Genomic DNA, 20,441 nt, shown 5'->3' on the forward strand with positions numbered 1-20,441 from the left:
CGACCCCCAGCCCCCGGCCCATCTCGTTCCAGTGTACTTAGTCCTGCGGGGCGTCGGTCTCCTATCCCCACGCCCCCTACCGTCAATTCCATTGACACATCGGGGGGGGCCGGCCGGAAATTTGGCCCGGCCGGCCTTTTCTGTTTCGGATCGGGCGATTGCTGCACTCACGGATGGGACACACGCATGTGTCGCGCTGTAACGAACCCAAGCGCGCTGCAGGTGTTGGGGGGTGAACTCATTCTGGAGACCAACATGCTGAAAACATTCACCACTGCTGCCGCTCTGACCGCTCTCATGGCCGGTGGCGCCATGGCGCAGGACGACATGATGATCGACGAAAATGCCATGGAGATGTCCATGGCGGATGGTCAGACCACCGTCACCTTCCCGCGCATCAATGCGCGCCAGGACGGCTACATCGTGCTGCACGCCGTTGCGGATGGCGAGCCGGTGGTGCCGGAATCGCTGGGCCACGCGATGGTCATGGCGGGTGAGAATACCGGCGTCGCCGTGGTCGTGCCGATGGCCCTCTCCGCCGGCACCGAACTGGTCGCCATGCTGCACGCCGAGACGAACGGCAACGGCGTTTATGATTTCGGGCCGGGCATGACCGACGTCGATACCCCGGTCCTGCTGAATGGCGCGCCGGTGACGGCGATGTTCACCGTTCCCGAGGGCATGGCGGTCGACACCGTCGATGCCGTGTCCACCCCGGACGTCGCCGAGCCTGAGGAGCGGGCCGAATCCGACGACGCCGAGGATCCGGATTACCGCGACACGACCGAGAGCACGATCCAGCCCAACGATACCGAGACCGAAGGCTTCATCGAGGAAGGCGAGGACACGGAAGGCGCGGGCGACGAGGATGACGGCCAGTAATCGGCCCGACGCTCAAGCAGCGATATGACGCCACGAGGCCCCGACCGGATCCGTTCCGGTCGGGGTCTTTGTCTTCAGGCGGAATGCGCTTCGAGCACTTGGAGCGGCACGATCTCCAAGGCCCGGCGATGCGTGGCGGCGAGGTGGACACGCGGGGCGCAGCCTTCGTCATGCGCCTGCAGGAACCGCCCCGCGCAAAGACACCAGCTGTCGCCCGGCTTCAGCCCCGCAAAGCCGAACTCGGGTCGGGGCGAGCTGAGATCGTTGCCGACATATTTCGAATAGGCGAGGAATTCGGCGGTCATCACCGCGCAGACAGTATGGCTGCCCGCATCCTCGGCGCAGGTGTTGCAATGCCCGTCCCGGAAGAAGCCGGTGAGCGGGTCGGTGGAACAGGGCTCCAGTGCCTTGCCGAGCACGTTGTACTTCTCGTCCATCTCCATGGCGGTCTCCTTCAGTTTCCGGCGGCGTCCAGCCGCTCCGGGCCGGTCCAGCACAACCAGCGCCCGTGAAAGTCGATCCGTCCCAGCGTGAGGTCGTGATCGCCGGGCCAGAGCCGCAGCCCGATCCGCGCTCCCGGCCCCTTGCCATCCGCTTCCATCGACACCCAGGCGAGCGGTGCGGCCTCGGAGGCGCGGGCGCCCGCGGCCTCGATCAACGCGCGGCCACGCTCCTGAGCTTCGGGTGGGAAGTATTGCCAGGCGATCGAGTGAAACACGATGTGCAGGTGGTCGGGCAGGGCGGCGGCGAGGCGCGGCTCCAGCCAATCGATCGCATCGGCGCGGTCGACGAGACCCGGTGCGCGCAGACCCATCGCCGCCCGGGTGCGTTCGATCCGGTCCGTCTGGTCCGGCCACAGATAGGCGATGAGACGCAGCGCGTCATCGGGGTGCGACGGTTCGAGCGGCGCGAGATCCACGCCACGCCGTTCGGCGACCGTGACCTCGGTGGCGGGGGGAAGCGGACCCTCCCATTCGGGACTGAGCACGACGGAGGCGTTTTCAGGGCCGTAGTGCCGACCCTTCACCTCCATCCCGAAGCCATCGAAGCCAAGGTTGAGCCCGCCGCTCGCCCCCAGCTCGGACAGCCGGATCGGCAGGCCGAAGCGATCGGTGAGCAGATGCGCCGTGGCGATCAGCGCCGCGGCCCGGCGCACCTCGTTGGTCTGGGGTGGGCTCTGGATCCAGTCGAGCAGAAACCCCTCGTGCCGCTGCATCGCACCGGTTACGGCGCTTAGAAGTTCGTCGTCGGAAACCGCATGGGGCGGATAGGCGGCGGCGAGGGCCGCGTCCCGGCCCTGTAACACCAGCGCATGCAGCCCACCCGCGAGGCGCAACGGCAAGGCGGCCGCCTGCGAACCCACCTCACCGGGCCAGGCATCGAGCCGTTCAGCCACGGTGCCGGGCAACGGCCAGTGCACGGACAGCAATGCCATCAGCCGCCCCATGAAGGGGGAGCCCAGCGCCTCGCAATGGCGGGTCTGGTCCTCCAGTGCCAGGCGCATGCGGTTCATCTGAAGCGGTCCGCCAGCTTCTGCAATGCCGAACGGTTGTCGGGCACCTCCGCGACGGTTTCGGTCATGGCCGAGGCCTTCGGCGCGGGCTCCGCCGGGGCGGGTTTCGCCGCGGGGCCCTTGCTGCCACCGCCGGAGCGCGGCGGGTTCAGCCGCAGCGCCACGGCGTTGAGGAAACGCGCATCGTCACCGCCGGCCAGCGCCGCCGCCCCGTCCGAGACGCCGCGCAGCATGTCGTCGAGCCAGTCCTCGTCCGCCTTGGCGAAATCCTTGAGCACGTAGCCCGGCACCTTGTCCTTGTGGCCCGGATGTCCGACGCCCATCCGCACCCGGTCGTAATGCGGGCCGACATGCTGGTGGATCGAGCGCAGACCGTTATGGCCGGCATGGCCACCGCCCGCCTTGGTCTTGAGCCGGCCCGGTGCGAGGTCGATCTCGTCGTGGAACACGGTGATGTCGGTGCTGTCGAGTTTGTGAAAGCGCATCGCCTCGCCGACCGACTGGCCGGAGAGGTTCATGAAGGTGGCGGGCTTCAGCAGCAGCACCTTCTCGTGGCCGAGCCGCCCCTCGGCGACCTCGCCCTGGAACTTCGCGCGCCACGGCGAAAAGCCGTGATCCTCGGCGATCCGATCCACGGCCATGAAGCCGATATTGTGACGGTTCCGGGCGTATTTGGCCCCCGGATTGCCTAGTCCGACAAAGAGTTTCATGCGCGCGAAACTAGCGCGCGGGGTCGGGCAGGGCCAGTAGCCGGATGCAAAACGGGGCCCCGAAGGGCCCCGTTCCGTCAGATGCATCGTGATCGCGGTCGCGATCAGGAGTCGGACTGCTCGGTCGCTTCGACCTCGTCGGCGGCGGCCTCTTCCTCTTCGGCAGCGGCGGCAGCGAGCTTCGAGGGCGCCGAGATGTTGGCGATCACGAAGTTGCGGTCGATGGTCGGCTTTGCGCCCGACGGCAGGGTGACGTCGTTGATGTGGATGACATCACCGATTTCCTTGCCGGTCAGGTCGACGACGATCTGCTCGGGGATCTCGCCGGCGAGCACGTTCAGCTCGACCTCGGGACGGACCACGGTGAGCACGCCGCCCTTCTTGATGCCGGGCGCGGCCTTGTGGTTCTCGAACTCGACATGGATGAACAGGCTGATCCGGGTGGTGCGGCGCAGGCGCAGCAGGTCCACATGGGTCGGCAGGTCCTTGACCACGTCGCGCTGCACCGAGCGGCAGATGACGCGCACGTCGTCCTGGCCCTCGACCTTGAGGTTGAACAGCGTCGACAGGAACCGGCCCGCCTTCAGCTTCTTGATCAGCGCGTTGTAGGGCAGGTTGATGGGGAGCGGATCGGCGCCGCCGCCATACACGATGCCCGGAACGAGGTTCTCGCGACGTGCCTGACGAGCGGCCCCCTTGCCTGTCCCCGTGCGTGCCGTGGCGACGAGATCCGGAATCTCTTTGGCCATTGGTAAGTCCTTTCAGGTGATGGGCCATCCTCCAAGGGTGTATGGCCCGATTCAGAACCCGAGCCCTTAGCGCCGAATCCTCCGTTTGAAAAGACCTGCATGGGCGAAATCCGGCGCATCCGTGCCGCGTCGCTGGACTGTCCGCGCAGGGCATGCCACGCCGCCCCCATGGCCATTCGCTCCGCACTTCGACTGACCCGCGCTCCGGGCGCCGCCTTCGTGGTGATGGGGCTCTACTGGGGCGTCTTCGCCGCGCATGTGCCGGTGTTCCGCGACAGGCTGGGCATTGACGACGCGCTGTTCGGCACGCTGCTCCTCGGATCGTCGCTGGGCCTTCTCTCGACCATGTGGCTGGCACCGAAATTCGATCGGGGGCTCGGCCGTGCCGCGTTGCCCACCGCCGCGGCGTTGCTGGCGCTGGCCTGGATCGCGCCCTCGCTGGCGGTGGCGCCGATGACCTTCGCGCTCGGCATGGTCGGGGTCGGCATGGCCTCTGGATTGCTCGACGTGGTGATGAACGCGCGGGTAAGCCAGATCGAGGCCCGGTCGGGCCGGTCCCTGATGAACGCCAATCACGGGCTGTTCTCCTTGGCTTACGGCTTGGCTGCGCTGGCCTCGGGCGTGACGCGCGAGGCGGGGCTGCCGATGATCGCGGTGTTCGGCGGCGTCGGACTGCTGGCTCTGGGTCTGATGCCGCTTCTGTCCCGTGCTCCGGCCCCGACCGTCGCGCCGCAAGAGGGCGGGGCGGTACGGCTGCCACTCTGGCCGGTCATGCTCTGCGGAGTCGTGGTGATGATCGCCTTCCTGAGCGAAGCCACCGTCGAGAGCTGGTCGGCGCTGCATATCGAGCGGACGCTTGGCGGCGGTGCGGCGCAGGGCGCACTCGGGCCGACGCTTTTGGGTATGACGATGACGCTGGGCCGGTTCGGCGGGCAGGGGCTGGCAGAGCGGCTCAGCGAAACGGCGGTGATCCGGGTGGCGGCGCTCGTTTCCGCGACCGGTGCCGCGATCGCGGCCATGGCGCCGGGGCCGGTGGTCGCCTATCTGGGCTTTGCGGTGACGGGGCTTGGCATTTCTGTGATCGGGCCGATGGGGCTGGCGCTCGCGGGTCGCATGGTGGCACCGCACCAACGGTCTCAGGCGATCGCCCGCGTCGCGGTCATCGCTTTCTGCGCCTTCCTGATCGCGCCGGTGCTGATGGGGGGGGTGTCCGAGGTCTTCGGTCTGCGCGCGGCCTTCGGCGCAGTGGCGCTTGTGTTGCTGATGATCCTGCCACCGGTGCTGGCGCTGCGGCGCCGCGCCGCTGCGCCGTTGGCCGTTCCGGCCTGAACCATTTCCAGCGTTCGGGAATATCAAGGGCGCTCCCGGTACCGCATGAAGCCATTGCGGCGGTGAGTAGGCGGCATCGCTTGTGATGACGGGGTGCGACGTCTAGACAAACTGGGCAACGAATGAACGAGGCGCTCGATGGCCCGATCCCCGAAGACCAGTGACGAGGAGCGCGCAGGCTCGCGCGACATCGGCGCGCTGCGGGCGCTCTGGCCGTTTCTCGCGCCCTACCGCCTGAACATGGCGCTCGCGATCGCGGCGCTGGTGCTCACCGCCTGCGTAAGCCTCGTGCTGCCGCTCGCCGTGCGACAGGTGGTCGATAATTTCGAGATCGACGCGGGCGCTCTGCTCGACCGCTACTTTGCGGCGGCCCTCGTGATGGCCGCGCTTCTCGCCCTCGGCACGGCGACGCGCTACTACCTCGTCACCCGGCTGGGCGAGCGGGTGGTGACCGATATCCGCAAGGCGGTTTTCGCGCGGATGGTCGGCATGAGCCCGGCCTTTTACGAGCGGATCATGACCGGCGAGGTGCTGAGCCGGATCACCACCGACACGACGCTGATCCTGAGCGTCATCGGCTCCTCCGCCTCGATCGCTCTCAGGAACCTGCTGATCCTTGCGGGCGGGCTGGTGTTGCTGCTGCTGACCTCGGCCAAGTTGACCGGGCTGGTGCTGCTGATCGTGCCGGCGATCATCGTGCCGATCGTGGTGCTGGGCCGACGCCTGCGCGAACTCAGCCGCGAAAACCAGGACTGGATCGCGGCCTCGTCCGGCAACGCCTCCGAAACGCTGCTCTCGGTGCAGACGGTGCAGGCCTACAGCCACGAGGCGCAGAGCCGGGCGCAGTTCGACGAGGTGACGGAAAAGAGCTTTGCCGCCGCGCGGCGCCGGATCGGCACCCGGGCGGTGATGACCGCGATCGTGATCTTCCTGATCTTCGCGGGCATTGTCGGGGTGCTGTGGATCGGCGCGCGCGACGTGCATGCCGGGGCGATGACCGTCGGCGCGCTGGTGCAGTTCGTCATCTACGCGGTGATGGTCGCGGGCGCGGTCGGCGCGCTCACCGAGATCTGGGGCGAGCTGCAGCGCGCGGCTGGCGCGACCGAGCGGCTGGTCGAACTGCTGAACGCGCAGGACAGCCTGAAGGAGCCCCTGGAACCGCGTTCGATCGCGGCGGCGCGCGGCGAGATCACCTTCGAGGACGTCTCCTTCTCCTACCCATCTCGTCCCGACGTTTCGGCGCTCGACCATGTCAGCGTCTCGATCCGGCCGGGCGAGACGGTGGCGCTGGTCGGGCCTTCGGGCGCCGGCAAGACGACGATGATCCAGCTCTTGCTGCGGTTCTGGGACCCGGCGACGGGGCGGGTTCTGCTCGACGGGACGGATCTGCGCGACATGGCGCGCCCCGCCTTCCGGCGCCAGATGGCGCTGGTGCCGCAGGACCCGGTGATCTTCGCGGATACGGCGCGCGAGAACATCCGCTTCGGCAGGCCCGACGCCACCGACGAAGAGGTCGAGCAGGCCGCGCGGGCGGCGGCGGCGCACGAGTTCCTGATGGCGCTGCCGCAGGGCTATGACAGCCAGGTCGGCGAGCGCGGGGTGATGCTCTCGGGCGGCCAGAAGCAGCGCATCGCCATCGCCCGGGCGATTCTGCGCGATGCGCCGGTGCTGCTGCTGGACGAGGCGACCAGCGCGCTCGATGCCGAAAGCGAGCGGCTGGTTCAGCAGGCGGTGGATCGGCTCGCGACGGGGCGCACGACGCTGATCGTGGCGCATCGGCTGGCCACAGTGAAGAAGGCCGACCGCATTCTCGTCTTCGAGGCGGGCCGGATCGTGGCGCAGGGCAGCCATGACGACTTGGTGGCCGAGGGCGGGCTTTATGCGCGGCTGGCGCGGCTGCAATTCACCGACGGGTTGGTCGAGGCCGCCGAGTAGCGCCGAAGGTCCGAAAATTCTTGCGCTGCCGGGGGCTTTCGCGGCGTCATGCTTGCGTGACGCGAAGGTCAGCCGGATGCTCGCGAACAGGGATGGAGCCGCGTCGCGGCACGGGAACGATATCGACAGGGAGGAATGGAATGGGCTTTGCGGGCATTGCCGATCGCGCGGCGATCGAGGCCGAGAAGAGTTGGGAGGCGCAGGGCCAGCCCGCGACCACTCACGGCCTGCTGGAACGGACCGCGAAGGCCTTTCCCGAACGCTCGGCGCTCAGCTTCCAGCTCTTCTCGGACCCCAAGGCCCCGGCCGAGACCCTGAATTGGGCGGAACTGCACGCGAAATCGGTGCAGACCGCCAACCTCCTGCGTGAGCTGGGCGTGGGCGAGACCGACGTGGTGGCGTTCCTGCTGCCGAATTGCACGGAAGTGGTCCTGAGCTATCTGGGCGGCCAGATCGCGGGGGTGGTGAACCCGATCAACCCGCTGCTCGACGCCGGGCAGATCGGTGCGATCCTGCGCCAGACCAATGCCAAGGTGCTGATCACGCTCAAGGCCTTTCCCAAGACCGACGTGGCGCAGAAGGCCGCCGAGGCGGTGGCGCTCGCGCCCAACGTTCAGACCGTGATCGAAGTCGACCTGCATCGCTACCTCACCGGGGTGAAGAAGCTGATCGTGCCGCTGATCCGGCCCAAGGTCCCGGTTCGGCACAAGGCGCGGGTGCTCGATTTCAACCGCGAGATCGCCAAGCGTCCCAGCAAGCTGGCCTTCGCCGACAGCGCCGGCGACAGGGTCGCGGCGTTGTTCCATACCGGTGGTACCACCGGTATGCCTAAAGTGGCGCAGCACCGCTATTCGGGCATCGTCTACAATGGCTGGCTCGGCCAGAGGCTGATGTTCTCGGACCGCGACAATATTATCTGTCCGCTGCCGATGTTCCACGTCTTCGCGGCGATCGTCATCATGGGGTCGTCGCTGGCTTCGGGCGCGCATGTGATCATGCCGACCCCGGCGGGCTATCGCGGCGACGGTGTGTTCGACAACTTCTGGAAGCTGATCGAGCGCTGGAAGGTGAGTTTCGTGATCACCGTGCCGACCGCGATATCGGCGCTGATGCAGCGCCCGGTGGACGCCGACATCTCGACGCTGAACCTCGCCTTTTCCGGCTCGGCCCCGTTGCCTGTGGAGCTCTACAAACGCTTCGAAGAGGCCGCGGGCGTCACGATCTGCGAAGGCTACGGTCTGACCGAGGCGACCTGTCTCGTCTCGATCAACCCGCCCGAGGGCGAGAAGAAGGTGGGCTCGGTCGGCGTGCCGTTCCCCTACACGCAGGTGCGGATCATCAACCCCGATACCGGCGAGGACTGCGCCCCCGACACGGTGGGCGAGATCTGCGTCTCCAGCCCCGGCGTGGCGCGGGGCGATACCTATACCGACCCGCTCAAGAACGAACATCTCTATTGGCCGGGCCCGGCGCATGAGCACCAGTTCCTGCGCACTGGCGATCTCGGTCGGATCGACGCGGATGGCTACCTCTGGATTACCGGGCGCGCCAAGGATCTGATCATCCGCGGTGGCCACAACATCGACCCTGCCGAGATCGAGGAGGCGCTTGCCGCGCATCCCGCCATCGCCTTTGCCGGCGCGATCGGCCAGCCCGATGCCCATGCCGGCGAGATCCCTTGCGTCTATGTCGAACTGTGCGACGGTGCGAGCGCGACCGAGGCCGAACTGCTTGAATATGCGCGCGAGCACGTGCCCGAAAAGGCGGCGAGGCCGCGCCATCTCGAGATCCTACCCGAGCTGCCGAAGACGGCGGTGGGCAAGATCTTCAAGCCTGAGCTGCGCAAGATGGCGATTGCACGCGTCTATGACGCCGCGCTGGCCACGGCCGGGGTCGGGGCGGAGGTGGCCGAGGTGGTCGAGGACAGCCGCCGCGGTCTCGTCGCGAAGATCCGCCGCACCGGTACCGCCACGGAGGCCGATGCCGCCAAGGCGCTCGGCGCCTTTACCCGGCCCTGGGACTGGATCGGCGATTGACGCACCGGCATTGATGGTTGGACCCCGCCGCCGGAGCGGCGGGGTCCATTTCAGATCGACCCACCCTTCGACGCCCCGCTCTGAGGCACGGCCCAATCGAGGGCACGCATCGGCGCCGAGATCGCCCTGGCGATGATGGCATCGCCAGGCGACACGGGCGGCTCGTTCGGCTGCGACGGCAAGCTCGAGGTCCCCGACATGGCGAGGACGACGATCGCCCCGAGGGCCAATGGTAGCAACGGATCTATGGTAGGCATGAGAAAACTCTCGAACACTGGTCAAACAACACAACCATTAGGAGAGTAAAAATTACCTTACGCAAGCCTGGGCGTTGTTTCGGCAAGCGAAACGATCCCGCTGCAGCAGCGCTGCACTCGTTCATTTGGACTTGTCGGAGGGAGGGAGATGGTGCTGCAGGAGAGGATTGAACTCTCGACCTCACCCTTACCAAGGGTGTGCTCTACCACTGAGCTACTGCAGCGTCTCGTCTGGGCGGGCTTTTACCTGCCGTGACAGCGAGCGCAAGAGCTTTTTGCCCTGCTTGACGCCGGGGCGGGCTGCTTCGTTCCAACTTGACCCATCTTCCTGCCGTGCCGGCAAGGAACTGGACGCTTGGGGGGGAGAACGCTATCTGCGCAGGCATGAAAACACCCCGTCAGGACCCGCCCCGCGCGGCAGATCGCAACGACCGGCTGAAGGCCGCCCTCAAGGCCAACATCGCCCGCCGCAAGGCGCAGGCGCAGGCCCGCGCCGCCGGAGCCCGGCCCGATGACGCCCCAGACGCAGAAGAGAAAGAGTAGCAGGCATGGATTCGATCATCGTACGCGGCGGCGCCGAGCTTCGCGGCCAGATCCCGATCGCGGGCGCCAAGAACGCCTGCCTCGCCCTGATGCCGGCCACCTTGCTCTCCGAAGAGCCGCTGACCCTCACCAACGCGCCGCGTCTCTCGGACATCTGCACCATGACGCAGCTGCTCGAATCGCTCGGTGCCGAGGTGTCCTCGATGCAAGGCGGCAAGGTGATCGCCATGTCGACGCATGACCTCGGCTCGACCCGCGCGGACTACGAGATCGTCCGCAAGATGCGCGCCTCGAACCTCGTGCTCGGCCCGCTGCTGGCACGGGCGCATGAGGCGGTGGTCTCGCTGCCCGGCGGCTGTGCCATCGGCGCGCGCCCCATGGATATCCATATCGAAGCGCTCGAGGCGCTCGGTGCGCAGATCGAGCTCAAGGACGGTTATCTGCACGCCGTGGCCCGCGGCGGCCTCAAGGGCGGCCGGGTGAAGCTGCGCTTTGCGTCGGTGGGCGCGACCGAGAACGTCCTGATGGCCGCGACCCTCGCCAAGGGCACGACGCTGATCGAGAATGCGGCGCGTGAGCCCGAGATCGTCGATCTGGCGCGTTGCCTGCGGGCGATGGGAGCGCAGATCGAAGGCGAGGGCAGCTCGACCATCGAGGTGCAGGGCGTCGACCGGCTGCACGGGGCCACGCATCAGGTCGTCACCGACCGGATCGAGCTTGGCACCTACATGCTGGCGCCGGCCTTCACCGGCGGCGAGGTTGAATGTCTGGGCGGCAAGCTGGAGCTGATCGGCGCCTTCGTCGAGAAGCTCGACATGGCCGGCATCGACGTGACCGAGACCGAGGCCGGACTCAAGGTGAAGCTGCGCGGCGACCGGCCGCGCGCGGTCGACGTGATCACCGAGCCGTTCCCGGGATTCCCCACCGACCTGCAGGCGCAGATGATGGCGATGCTCTGCACCGCGCAGGGCACCTCGCGGCTCGAGGAGAAGATCTTCGAGAATCGCTTCATGCATGCGCCCGAGCTGGTACGCATGGGCGCGCGGATCGAGGTGCATGGCGGCCACGCCACGGTGACCGGCGTCGACAAGCTCAAGGGCGCGCAGGTGATGGCGACCGACCTGCGGGCGAGCGTCTCGCTGATCCTCGCCGGCCTCGCGGCCGAGGGTGAGACGGTGGTGAACCGGGTCTACCACCTCGACCGGGGCTACGAGCATGTCGAGGACAAGCTCGGCGCGGTGGGCGCGCGGATCGAGAGGGTGAGCGCATGACCGAGACACGCGACGCGACATTCGAGGAGGGCGTGCAACGCCCGCTCCGGCTCAAGGCCCTGGATGGCGACGACGTGCAGGTGATCTCAGCGCTGGTGCAGGATTCCGTCCTGCCCGCCTCCGAGATGGCGTGGAAAAAGAGCGAGCGGCGCTTCGCGATGCTGCTCAACCGGTTCCGCTGGGAAGACCCGGTCACCACGCGCGAGGCCGAGCGGGTTCAGGCGGTGCTGTGCATCGAGAACGTGACGGCTGTCCGCGCGCAGGGGCTCGACCCGAAGGACCGCGACACGGTGTTGTCGCTGCTCGCCGTGGTGTTCGAGGCGGGTGATGATGAGCCCTCGGGCACGATCCGCCTGATCCTCGCGGGCGATGGCGAGATCGCGGTCGAGGTGGAGGCGCCGGAACTGCTTCTGCGTGACGTGACGCGCCCCTACGCGGCCCCCTCGGGCAAGGCACCGCACCATCCGGAGTGAATCCGGGCCCGCGGCATGCGGCAACTGGACGGTTGAGCAGGACGACGGGCAGGGCTATGCCCCTGAGCCGAAGGAGACCGCCATGCCGCACCGCCTGTCCAGCACCGACCCCGATTTCGAGGCCCGCTTCGCCGCGCTGCTGACCATGAAGCGCGAAGACAGCCCTGATGTGGACGATGCCGTGGCCGCGATCATCGCCGATGTGCGGTCGCGCGGCGATCTCGCGCTGGTCGATTACACTTCGCGCTTCGACCGCATGGCGCTGCCGGTGGAACGGCTGCGCTTCACCTCGGAGGAAATCGAGGCGGAGTGCGAAAAGGTCTCTGACGAGGATCGCGCCGCGCTCGAACTCGCGGCCGAGCGCATCCGCGCCTATCACGCGCGCCAGATGCCCGAGGATCAAAGCTGGACCGACGAGGCAGGGGCGATGCTGGGCTGGCGCTGGACCCCGGTTTCGGCGGCGGGGCTCTACGTGCCCGGCGGTCTGGCCTCCTATCCCTCCTCGGTTCTGATGAACGCGGTGCCCGCCAAGGTGGCCGGTGTCGAGCGGCTGGCGGTGACCGTGCCGACGCCGGATGGGCTTGCCAACCCGCTGGTGCTGATGGCCTGCCGTATCGCCGGAGTGGACGAGATCTACCGGATCGGCGGCGCCCAGGCGATCGCGGCGCTGGCCTATGGCACCGAGAGCATCGCGCCGGTGGACAAGATCACCGGCCCGGGCAACGCCTATGTGGCCGCGGCCAAGCGGCGGGTCTTCGGTCGGGTCGGCATCGACATGATCGCCGGGCCCTCGGAGATCCTCGTCATCGCCGATGCCGACAACGATCCCGACTGGATCGCGCTCGATCTGCTCAGCCAGGCCGAGCATGACGAAAGCGCGCAATCGATCCTGATCACCGATGATGCCGGTTTCGGCGACAAGGTGGCCGCCGCCGTGGAGGCGCGGCTGGAGACGCTGGAGCGGCGCGCCATCGCCGGCGCCAGCTGGCGCGATTTCGGTGCCATCGTCACCGTACGGGATCTGGAGGAGGCGGCGCGGCTGGCCGACCGTGTCGCGGCCGAGCATCTCGAGCTCTGCGTGGCCGATCCGGAGGCACTCGCGGACAGGATCAGCCATGCGGGAGCTATCTTTCTCGGCCACTGGACGCCGGAGGCGATCGGCGACTACATTTCGGGGCCGAACCACGTCTTGCCCACGGCGCGGTCGGCGCGGTTTTCCTCTGGGCTGTCGGTGATGGATTTCCTGAAGCGTACCACATTGTCGAAGATGACCCCCGAGGCGTTGGCCGCGATCGGCCCCGCCGGCGCGCGTCTGGCGCGGGCCGAGAGCCTCGAGGCGCATGGGCTGTCGCTGACCGCCCGGCTCGACCGGCTGAACCGGAGCACGACATGACCCGGATCGCCGAAATCCGGCTGCATGACGCGGGTCAGACGCCGACGCCCGAGATCGAGCAGGAACGCCGCGTCGCGGTGTTCGACCTGCTGGAAGAGAACAGCTTTGCCCTGCCGGGGCGCGACATGGGACCCTATCATCTCAGCCTCGGGATCCGCGAGAAGCGGCTGGTCTTCGACGTGGCCAATACCGAGGGCGAGCGCGCGGCCGAGTTCCACCTGTCGCTTGGGCCGTTCCGGCAGGTGGTGAAGGATTACTTCCAGATCTGCGAAAGCTACTACGACGCGGTCAAGACCTTGCCGCCGAGCCAGATCGAGACGATCGACATGGCCCGGCGCGGCATCCATAACGAGGGCGCGCGGGTGCTGCAGGAGCGGCTGGAGGGAAAGGCCGATGTCGATACCGACACGGCGCGCCGGCTCTTCACCCTCATCTGCGTGCTGCATTTCGGGGCCTGACATGGAGTTGGCCGCGACAGTGCAGCCGCTTCCGCAATCGGTTCTGTTCTGCTGCGATCACAACGCCGTCCGGTCCCCCATGGCCGAGGCGATCATGAAGAAGTTCTATGGTTCCGACTGCTATATCCAGTCGGTCGGCGTAAAGAACGACCTCGAGATCGACGGCTTTGCCATCGCGGTCTGCGCCGAGATCGGTGTGGAACTGCACCGGCACCGCTCGCGCAGCTTCGACGAGATGCATGATTGGGGCGATGACCTGTCATCCTTCGATCTGGTCCTCGCGCTGTCGCCCGCGAGCCAGCGTCGCGCGCTCGATCTGACCAGCTACTTCCATCTCGACGTGGAGTACTGGCCCGTGCTCGACCCCACCGGTCTCGGCGAGGGCCGAGAAGAGCGGCTGCGCAGCTACCGCCAGACCCGCGACATGATCATCGAGCGACTGATCGAGCGCTGGGGGCCGCCCCGCGAACGGGCCAATCCTTAGAACTCCCGTGACACCACGCTGGAGGCCACGAAAAAGGCCGCCCCGTGGGGCGGCCTTTCATTCGAGAAGGAGCGAAGCTTACTGCTCGACTTCCTGCATCGACTCGAGCTGTTCCTCGGTGGCTTCGATGAAGACGCGGACTTCACCGGCTTCCGAGCGCAGCACGCTCATCTGGTCGAAGGGGATGGCGACGGGCTTCTCGCCGATGCCGAGGAAACCGCCGACTTCGACCACGACGTCCTGGATCTGGCCCTGATCGTCGACCATGATGTCGCCGATGTCGCCGATCCGCTCGTCATTGATGCCGTAGACGGTCGAACCCTCGAGGTCGGTAACCGCGATCTCGTTGGCGGGAACCATCGCGAAGCCTTCACGCTCGACCACCGGGCCGGTGCTTTCGATCACGGCTTCGTCGGTCATCTCGGCGGTCTCTGCCTCGACGGTCTCCACTTCAGCGACCTCGCCCTCGACTTCGGCTTCGGCCTCGGCGGCCTCGGTCTCGATCGCGGCTTCGGCCTCAGCAGCCTCGGATTCGATCTCGGCGCCGGCCTCGGCCATCTCGGCCTCTACCTCTTCGGCGGCACCTTCGACTTCGGCACCGGCTTCGGCCAGTTCGGTCTCGGCCTCGGCTTCGAGCGCCTCTTCGGTGTCGACGGCAGCCTCGGACTCCATCTCGGCCTCGGCCTCGGGGTTGTCCATGGCGGGGGCGGCTTCGCCTTCCATCGCGGCTTCGTTGATGGTCACCACCGGCTCGCCGGTCTGCACCATCTCGATCACCGGCTCACCGGCCTGGGTGAACTCGATCACCGGCTCGGCGCTCTCGAAGCGAATCTGCGGCTCGGCCCGCGCCACCGAGACGTTGGCGTTCTCGCCGTCGCGGCTCTCTTCGTAGGTGATGGTCGGCTCGACCGTGGTCAGCTGCACTTCGGCGTTCTCGAGGGCACGGGCTTCGCCCGCGGCTTCGCCGGTGGCGAAGGTCTCGCCGGTGGCGCGGTCCGTCACCTGGATGCCGCCTTCGGAGCCTTCCGGGGCACGCTGCAGTTCAAGCTCGACCTGCGGGCGGGCCTGCGTCACGGTGACGACCGGATCGGCCTGACGGATCTCGACCTGCGGCTGGGTGTTGGCCACGTCGACCGTCGGGTCGGGCATGGTGATGATGATCTCGGGCGCCGGCTGCTCGATGCGGATCGTCGGCTGCGGCATATCCATGGTGATGGTGGCGGGCGCCTGGCGGATCAGGATCTCGGGCTGACCCTCGTTCACGGTCACGTCGGGGGTGGCGTTCGACACCATCACGTCGGTCTGGCCGCTCTCGACATTGACCGTCGGGGTCGACTGCTCGAGATAGACCATGCCCTCGATCACGACCTCGTCCTCGAGGCGAACCGTGGCGGTCTCGGTTTCGGCCAGTTCGGCTTCCGCCTCGGCACTCTCGCCCTCGACCGCAACGATGCGCTCGAGTTCGACATAGGCGACGGCGCACTGCTCGTTGTCCTGCGCCTCGATCAGCGCGGCGATCTCCTCCTCGGTCATGGGGGCATCGGCCGGCACGCCATCGGCCATCCGGTCGGTCAGCAGCAGTTCCAGGTCGGAACAGGTCGCATCCGTGGTCTGCGCCTGGGCTGCAGCCGCCAGCGGCAGGGTCAGCGCCGTCGACAGCAGAAGCTTGGTCATCCGCGTGGTCATGGATCGTCTCCCGTAAAATCTTCGCTTCGGCCACACAACGGCGCATCTCCGAGGTCGTTCCCCCGAATGCCACGAAATTTTGATTGCATCCGGGCGGCGCGATGGTGAAGCTCGCCGGGAAGCCGGCCGGACTGGACCGGATCGGGACCTGTTTGCACTTGAAACTCAGGCCCTGAAGGCGCATCTACTCCGCATGGCCCGCGTATTTCGCGGGTACCACTGGACGGAGAGACCATGGCCAAGGAAGAACTGCTCGAATTTCCCGGTGTCGTGAAGGAACTCCTGCCGAATGCGACGTTCAGGGTCGAGCTGGAAAACGGCCATGAGATCATCGCGCATACGGCGGGAAAGCTTCGCAAGAACCGGATTCGCGTCCTCGCCGGCGACAAGGTGCAGGTCGAAATGACCCCCTACGATCTGACCAAGGGTCGGATCAACTACCGCTTCCGCTGATCGCCGCATGAGCGCGCTACCGCCCGAGACCGGGCTGAGGCTGATCCTCGGCTCGGCCTCGCCGCGCCGCCGCGACCTGTTGGCGCAGATCGGCCTCGTGCCGCACGAGGTGCGCCCCCCCGAAATTGACGAGACACCGGCGCGTGGCGAGTTGCCACGCGCTTATGCGCGCCGGATTGCCTTGGAAAAGGCGCGGGCGGTCTCGCTCGACGAGGGCGAGGTGCTGCTCTGCGCCGACACCACCGTCGCGCTGGGCCGGCGCATCATGGGCAAGCCCGCCGATGCCGCGGAGGCGGCGCGTTTCCTGCATCTCCTGTCGGGTCGCAGGCACACCGTCATCACCGCGGTCGCGGTACGGCGTGGTGACCGGCTCTGGCAGCGCGAGGTCGAGACCGCGGTCAAGATGAAGCGCTTGTCGAATCCCGAGGTCAACGCCTACCTCGCCACCGGCGACTGGCAGGGCAAGGCCGGAGGCTACGCGATCCAGGGACCCGCCGGGGCCTTCATCCCCTGGATCAATGGCTCCTTCACCGGCGTGGTCGGCCTGCCGCTGGCCGAGGCCGCGGGCTTGCTGACCGCGGCCGGATATCCTGCATATGGAGAGAACGCATGAAGGGACGCCGCATCGTCCTCGACCATATCGGTGACCGCGAGGCGGCGGCGCTTTTGGTCGATGGCCAGCTCGACGACCTGTTGATCGAAGAGGGCGACGCACCGCGGCCCGGCGCGATCTACCGCGCCATCTGCGATCGGCCGCTCAAGGGGCAGGGCGGCATGATGGTGCGTCTGCCAGAGGGTGGCAGCGGCTTCCTGCGGCAGGGCAAGGGGCTGCGTCCCGGACAGGCGCTTCTGGTGCAGGTCACCGGCATCGCCGAAGACGGCAAGGCGGTGCCGCTCACCGACCGGGTCCTGTTCAAGAGCCGCTATGCCATCGTCACCCCCGGTGCGGCGGGTCTCAACGTGTCGCGCCGGATCTCCGAGGAAGAGGAGCGCGCGCGGCTGCGCATTCTCGCCGAGGAGGGCATGGAAGGCGCGCCCGAGGGCTTTGGCCTGATCCTGCGCTCGGTCTGCGAGGGCGCCGCCGAGGACGATATCGTCGAGGACATCGCCGCGATGCGTGGCCTTGCCGAGGCGGTGACGGCGGATGCCGGCGGCACCGAACCCGAGGCGCTCACCGAAGGCGACGGGCCGCATCTGCTGGCCTGGCGCGACTGGAGCGCGGGCGACGTGGTGACCGAGCCCGGCGGTTTCGAGCGGGAGGGCGTGCTCGATCAGATCGAGGATCTCAAGAGCCCGCGCGTGGCAACCGGCGAGGGCACGATCTTCGTCGAGCCGACCCGGGCGCTGGTGGCGATCGACGTGAACACCGGCGGCGACACGACGCCCGCCGCCGCGCTCAAGGCCAACCTCGCCGCCGCCCGCGCCCTGCCGCGGGCATTGCGGCTGCGCGGTCTCGGCGGCCAGATCGTCGTCGATTTCGCGCCGATGTCGAAGGCGCACCGCAAGCAACTCGAGCAGTCGCTGCGCGCCTCGTTCCGCAACGACCCCGTCGAGACCTCGCTGGTAGGGTGGAGCCCGATGGGCTTGTTCGAGCTTCAACGCAAGCGCGAGCGTCCCGCCTTGGTGCGGCTTCTGGGGCGGTTGTGATGGCCTGCCCGATCTGTGGCAAGGCCACGGTTGAGGCCGTGCGCCCCTTCTGCTCCAAGCGCTGCGCCGACGTGGATCTCGCGCGCTGGCTCGGTGGCGGTTATGCCGTGCCGTCCCGGGATCCCGAGGACGTCGAAAAAGCTATAGAAGAGACGGCCCGGGCGGCTTCCGAACCGCCCCGCCGCGATCACTGAGACGGGGCAACATTTTTCCGTCGAATGCCTCTGGACACCCCTTTGCGGCTCGCCTAGAAGGCCCACACCCGATGACGGCAGCAGCCATCATCCCCGTGCCCGGGTAGCTCAGGGGTAGAGCAGTGGATTGAAAATCCTCGTGTCGGTGGTTCGATTCCGCCCCCGGGCACCATTATCTCGGTCTCTCAAGGTCCTAGGTTTCATTGCGGGTTCGGGCACTGTTCGTCCCGATACCGCCCTGTCGTCTAGAGCGGGATGAGCGGTTAGGCGCAGCCTTGCCTCCCCAGGGCCGGCGCCGTGATATGTCGCGCCACCCCAGTGGCTGCGGGCGTCACCCGATGATTTTCTACTCCCGGCACTCTGCCGGAGGAGAATGCAACGCCGCATGGCCGCCTCTAGGGCAGGCCGCGGCTGATGCTTCCATTTGCTGCGCTGCGTTGCGCACCCGGGCGCTCCGCCGTGGCAAAAAGAGAGCGACCTAGAATTCTCGGAGCGCGGCCCGTTCGAAGCCCCTCCCAACCGGAAACGAACGATACCATGACCCACAAGACCATTTCCCAACACGACGGCCTCACGATCTCGCGCAGCATCGCTGACGTGGATGCGTTGCTCTCCTTGCTACGCCGTCAGGCCGACGCACTGCGCGTGCGCCATGCGCTCGATGCGGCCGCGCGCACAATTGCCACCTGCAGCCAGAAGGTCTCGAGCTCGCTGGCCATGACACAGACGGCGCTGGCACACGCGGATCTCGCGGCGCTGCGCGCGGCGGGCGACGTCGATATCGCCGCGCTGACCCGTGTCCTGCAAGGGCTGCGCGACACGGTGCGGCGGCTCCGCGGTGAGGATGGCCTTGTCTTGGCAGGCGCCTGACAGCTCAAGGCCGGAGAACGGTCACTGCCGCCGCTGTGTCCGGCCTAGCCGTTCGCGGCGGACCTGACCTCCTTCGGCGTATAGTAGATGGGGAATGCCGGCGGCCAAGGTCGTGTCAGGGCCTCACCCGCCTCGAGGAAGTCCTTCAGCTCGGCGCCGTAGTTGATCGTCATTTCAATCGCCTAGTCCCAGAGTCCGGCCTGCTGATATGGCATACTAGTTGGGAGCTGATGGGACAAACGCAGGATCGGCTTAAAACCTCTATAGGGGCTATCCAACATGAGTGAGCCCACGTAACGTCTGCTCACCCTATGGTTGATTGTCCCGATGGTCGGGCTTGAGGACTCAGGTTTTGCAGAAAACTGCGTCGAACGGTAATTTCGAAATTTTTTCTTCTTTTGGCAATGCGGTGATTGAGGGAACGCATTCAAGTGGTCAGCAGGGGGGCGGATCTCTTATTGGGTTTTCGGTGCGGCAGGTTGTTCCGATATATAACAGTTTTTACCTCGTCATCTCTCCAGATACAGGAAGTACTGCTGACTTCTGGGAGTACTTCTTCTCGAATAGAGTCGGCGGGGAGCCCGCGAGTCAATTTGATTTGGGATCATTTGGGTCTAGCTTTGAGAAGCGCATAAATGCTGATTCATTTGCGGAGCCTGACGAAACATTTTTCTTCTCCGTGTATGAAAGCAACATGGACTTCGCCTTCAATCGCGATCCATTGGTGCAGGCCAGGTTTTCTATAATTGATGATGATGGCGAGGTGGATCCTACCGTTTTACCCTTCGATGCGGATCCGGTCGCTGAGGGGGTGTCTGGGGGGAGTATCGGAGTTCTTTCGTTAGAGGGTTTGGGGGCTAGAGTTGATCATCAGTTTTTCGTGGAGGACGAGCGTTTCGAGATCGTCGATGCTGAGGTGAAACTCAAGCCCGGCGTAGTTCTGGATTTCGAAAGGGGGTCGGCCTTCGCAATTGATGTTTCTGTAGTTGGAAGCGGCTTCAGTCACACTCAGCGCTTTGATGTCGCGGTATCCGACGTCAACGAGGCGGCCACTGCTGTCCGTCTGTCGTCCGCGACGGTCAAAGAGAACGCCGCCGGGGCCACAGTTGGCCAATTGACGGTCACCGATCCCGATGCTGGCGACACGCACAGCTTCACGGTTTCGGATGACCGCTTCGAGGTGGTCAATGGCGCACTGAAGCTGAAGTCCGGCGTGTCGCTGGATCATGAGGCGGGCGCAACGGTTCCGGTCGATGTGATGGCGACGGATGCAGCGGGGCTGAGCCTAACGCAGCGCTTCACGCTCGACGTGCAGGATGTGATCGAGGATGTTCAGCCCCCAGTCGTCGAAGGGGAGACCGGAGGCAATCCTCAGGACACGCCTAAAGGCACGAAGGGCAACGACGTCCTCGTTGGTAATGGCGGCAAGGATAAGCTTGTCGGGCGCGCTGGGCACGACGACCTTACTGGTGGTGCCGGCCATGACAAGCTCTTGGGTGGCAAGGGCAACGACACGCTCGCGGGCGACGAAGGGAATGACAAGCTCGTGGGCGGCGGT

The 20,441-nt window shown here is 66.6% G+C and carries 21 protein-coding genes, 2 tRNA genes and 1 pseudogene; 17 read left to right on the plus strand and 7 right to left on the minus strand.

Translation table 11 applies throughout. The features are described from left to right. Positions 1–255: 255 nt before the first annotated feature. On the plus strand, positions 256–882 hold the full coding sequence (locus tag O4G76_RS13665) for a hypothetical protein (RefSeq protein WP_269397849.1): 627 nt from the start codon (positions 256–258) through the stop codon (positions 880–882). 74 nt (positions 883–956) lie between these two features. On the opposite strand, the gene O4G76_RS13670 is transcribed toward O4G76_RS13665, so the two are convergent. From O4G76_RS13670 to O4G76_RS13685, 4 genes are all read right to left on the minus strand, one after another. Next, positions 957–1,325, minus strand: coding sequence for a DUF2237 family protein (locus O4G76_RS13670; RefSeq protein ID WP_269397850.1), 369 nt, complete (start codon positions 1,323–1,325; stop codon positions 957–959). Between the two features lie 11 nt (positions 1,326–1,336). Beyond that, positions 1,337–2,386: a DUF2332 domain-containing protein gene (locus O4G76_RS13675; protein ID WP_306467305.1), complete on the minus strand. Its 1,050-nt coding sequence runs from the start codon at positions 2,384–2,386 to the stop codon at positions 1,337–1,339. Positions 2,387–2,391: 5 nt separating this feature from the next. Continuing rightward, a complete protein-coding gene (gene pth / locus O4G76_RS13680; RefSeq protein ID WP_269397852.1) occupies positions 2,392–3,105 on the minus strand; it encodes an aminoacyl-tRNA hydrolase in 714 nt (237 codons plus the stop codon). Positions 3,106–3,209: 104 nt separating this feature from the next. After that, positions 3,210–3,854: a 50S ribosomal protein L25/general stress protein Ctc gene (locus O4G76_RS13685; RefSeq protein WP_269397853.1), complete on the minus strand. Its 645-nt coding sequence runs from the start codon at positions 3,852–3,854 to the stop codon at positions 3,210–3,212. Positions 3,855–4,022: 168 nt separating this feature from the next. Between O4G76_RS13685 and O4G76_RS13690 the strand changes: the two genes are divergently transcribed. From O4G76_RS13690 to O4G76_RS13700, 3 genes are all read left to right on the plus strand, one after another. After that, entirely contained in the window at positions 4,023–5,183 is a 1,161-nt protein-coding gene (locus O4G76_RS13690; RefSeq protein WP_269397854.1) for an MFS transporter, read from the plus strand. Between the two features lie 138 nt (positions 5,184–5,321). Then, positions 5,322–7,118, plus strand: coding sequence for an ABC transporter transmembrane domain-containing protein (locus O4G76_RS13695; RefSeq protein ID WP_269397855.1), 1,797 nt, complete (start codon positions 5,322–5,324; stop codon positions 7,116–7,118). Between the two features lie 140 nt (positions 7,119–7,258). Further along, on the plus strand, positions 7,259–9,154 hold the full coding sequence (locus O4G76_RS13700) for an acyl-CoA synthetase (protein ID WP_269397856.1): 1,896 nt from the start codon (positions 7,259–7,261) through the stop codon (positions 9,152–9,154). Positions 9,155–9,560: 406 nt separating this feature from the next. On the opposite strand, the gene O4G76_RS13705 is transcribed toward O4G76_RS13700, so the two are convergent. Next, positions 9,561–9,635, minus strand: a tRNA-Thr gene (locus O4G76_RS13705). Between the two features lie 160 nt (positions 9,636–9,795). Here O4G76_RS13705 and O4G76_RS13710 point away from each other — a divergent pair. The 6 genes from O4G76_RS13710 to O4G76_RS13735 all read left to right on the plus strand — a co-directional run bounded on the left by O4G76_RS13710 (position 9,796) and on the right by O4G76_RS13735 (position 14,033). Further along, on the plus strand, positions 9,796–9,954 hold the full coding sequence (locus tag O4G76_RS13710; protein ID WP_269397857.1) for a hypothetical protein: 159 nt from the start codon (positions 9,796–9,798) through the stop codon (positions 9,952–9,954). A gap of 5 nt (positions 9,955–9,959) precedes the next feature. Continuing rightward, positions 9,960–11,225: a UDP-N-acetylglucosamine 1-carboxyvinyltransferase gene (murA, locus tag O4G76_RS13715; RefSeq protein ID WP_269397858.1), complete on the plus strand. Its 1,266-nt coding sequence runs from the start codon at positions 9,960–9,962 to the stop codon at positions 11,223–11,225. After that, positions 11,222–11,698, plus strand: a complete 477-nt coding sequence (locus O4G76_RS13720; RefSeq protein WP_269397859.1) for a DUF2948 family protein — start codon at positions 11,222–11,224, stop codon at positions 11,696–11,698. Before murA ends, O4G76_RS13720 begins: the two co-directional genes overlap by 4 nt. 82 nt (positions 11,699–11,780) lie before the next feature. Continuing rightward, on the plus strand, positions 11,781–13,091 hold the full coding sequence (hisD, locus tag O4G76_RS13725) for a histidinol dehydrogenase (protein ID WP_269397860.1): 1,311 nt from the start codon (positions 11,781–11,783) through the stop codon (positions 13,089–13,091). Continuing rightward, a complete protein-coding gene (locus O4G76_RS13730; protein WP_269397861.1) occupies positions 13,088–13,549 on the plus strand; it encodes a UPF0262 family protein in 462 nt (153 codons plus the stop codon). The genes hisD and O4G76_RS13730 overlap by 4 nt, the downstream gene beginning before the upstream one ends. Position 13,550: 1 nt before the next feature. Next, positions 13,551–14,033, plus strand: coding sequence for a low molecular weight phosphatase family protein (locus O4G76_RS13735; protein ID WP_085897076.1), 483 nt, complete (start codon positions 13,551–13,553; stop codon positions 14,031–14,033). Between the two features lie 78 nt (positions 14,034–14,111). Here the strand turns inward: O4G76_RS13735 and O4G76_RS13740 are convergent, their stop codons facing one another. Then, on the minus strand, positions 14,112–15,719 hold the full coding sequence (locus O4G76_RS13740; RefSeq protein WP_269397862.1) for a PRC-barrel domain-containing protein: 1,608 nt from the start codon (positions 15,717–15,719) through the stop codon (positions 14,112–14,114). A gap of 234 nt (positions 15,720–15,953) precedes the next feature. Between O4G76_RS13740 and infA the strand changes: the two genes are divergently transcribed. The 6 genes from infA to O4G76_RS13770 all read left to right on the plus strand — a co-directional run bounded on the left by infA (position 15,954) and on the right by O4G76_RS13770 (position 18,883). Then, the gene (gene infA / locus O4G76_RS13745; RefSeq protein ID WP_013384801.1) at positions 15,954–16,172 is read left to right on the plus strand and encodes a translation initiation factor IF-1; all 219 of its coding nucleotides are present in this window, start codon (positions 15,954–15,956) and stop codon (positions 16,170–16,172) included. A gap of 7 nt (positions 16,173–16,179) precedes the next feature. Continuing rightward, the gene (locus O4G76_RS13750) at positions 16,180–16,785 is read left to right on the plus strand and encodes a nucleoside triphosphate pyrophosphatase (RefSeq protein ID WP_085897074.1); all 606 of its coding nucleotides are present in this window, start codon (positions 16,180–16,182) and stop codon (positions 16,783–16,785) included. Continuing rightward, positions 16,782–17,819 (plus strand): ribonuclease E/G, encoded by a 1,038-nt coding sequence (locus O4G76_RS13755; RefSeq protein WP_269397863.1) that lies wholly within the window; start codon positions 16,782–16,784, stop codon positions 17,817–17,819. The genes O4G76_RS13750 and O4G76_RS13755 overlap by 4 nt, the downstream gene beginning before the upstream one ends. Then, positions 17,819–18,013, plus strand: coding sequence for a DNA gyrase inhibitor YacG (locus O4G76_RS13760; protein ID WP_269397864.1), 195 nt, complete (start codon positions 17,819–17,821; stop codon positions 18,011–18,013). The genes O4G76_RS13755 and O4G76_RS13760 overlap by 1 nt, the downstream gene beginning before the upstream one ends. Before the next feature lie 97 nt (positions 18,014–18,110). Beyond that, positions 18,111–18,185, plus strand: a tRNA-Phe gene (locus O4G76_RS13765). Between the two features lie 365 nt (positions 18,186–18,550). Continuing rightward, on the plus strand, positions 18,551–18,883 hold the full coding sequence (locus O4G76_RS13770) for a hypothetical protein (protein WP_269397865.1): 333 nt from the start codon (positions 18,551–18,553) through the stop codon (positions 18,881–18,883). Positions 18,884–18,927: 44 nt separating this feature from the next. Here the strand turns inward: O4G76_RS13770 and O4G76_RS13775 are convergent, their stop codons facing one another. Further along, positions 18,928–19,056 carry a hypothetical protein gene (locus O4G76_RS13775; RefSeq protein ID WP_269397866.1) on the minus strand — a complete coding sequence of 43 codons (129 nt, stop codon included), beginning with the start codon at positions 19,054–19,056 and terminating at the stop codon, positions 18,928–18,930. Between the two features lie 179 nt (positions 19,057–19,235). On the opposite strand from O4G76_RS13775, the pseudogene O4G76_RS13780 reads away from it, so the two are divergent. Further along, positions 19,236–20,441: pseudogene (locus O4G76_RS13780) on the plus strand (hypothetical protein); the annotation flags it as partial.

Source organism: Limimaricola sp. G21655-S1 (assembly GCF_027213785.1).
Taxonomy (GTDB): Bacteria; Pseudomonadota; Alphaproteobacteria; order Rhodobacterales; family Rhodobacteraceae; genus Limimaricola.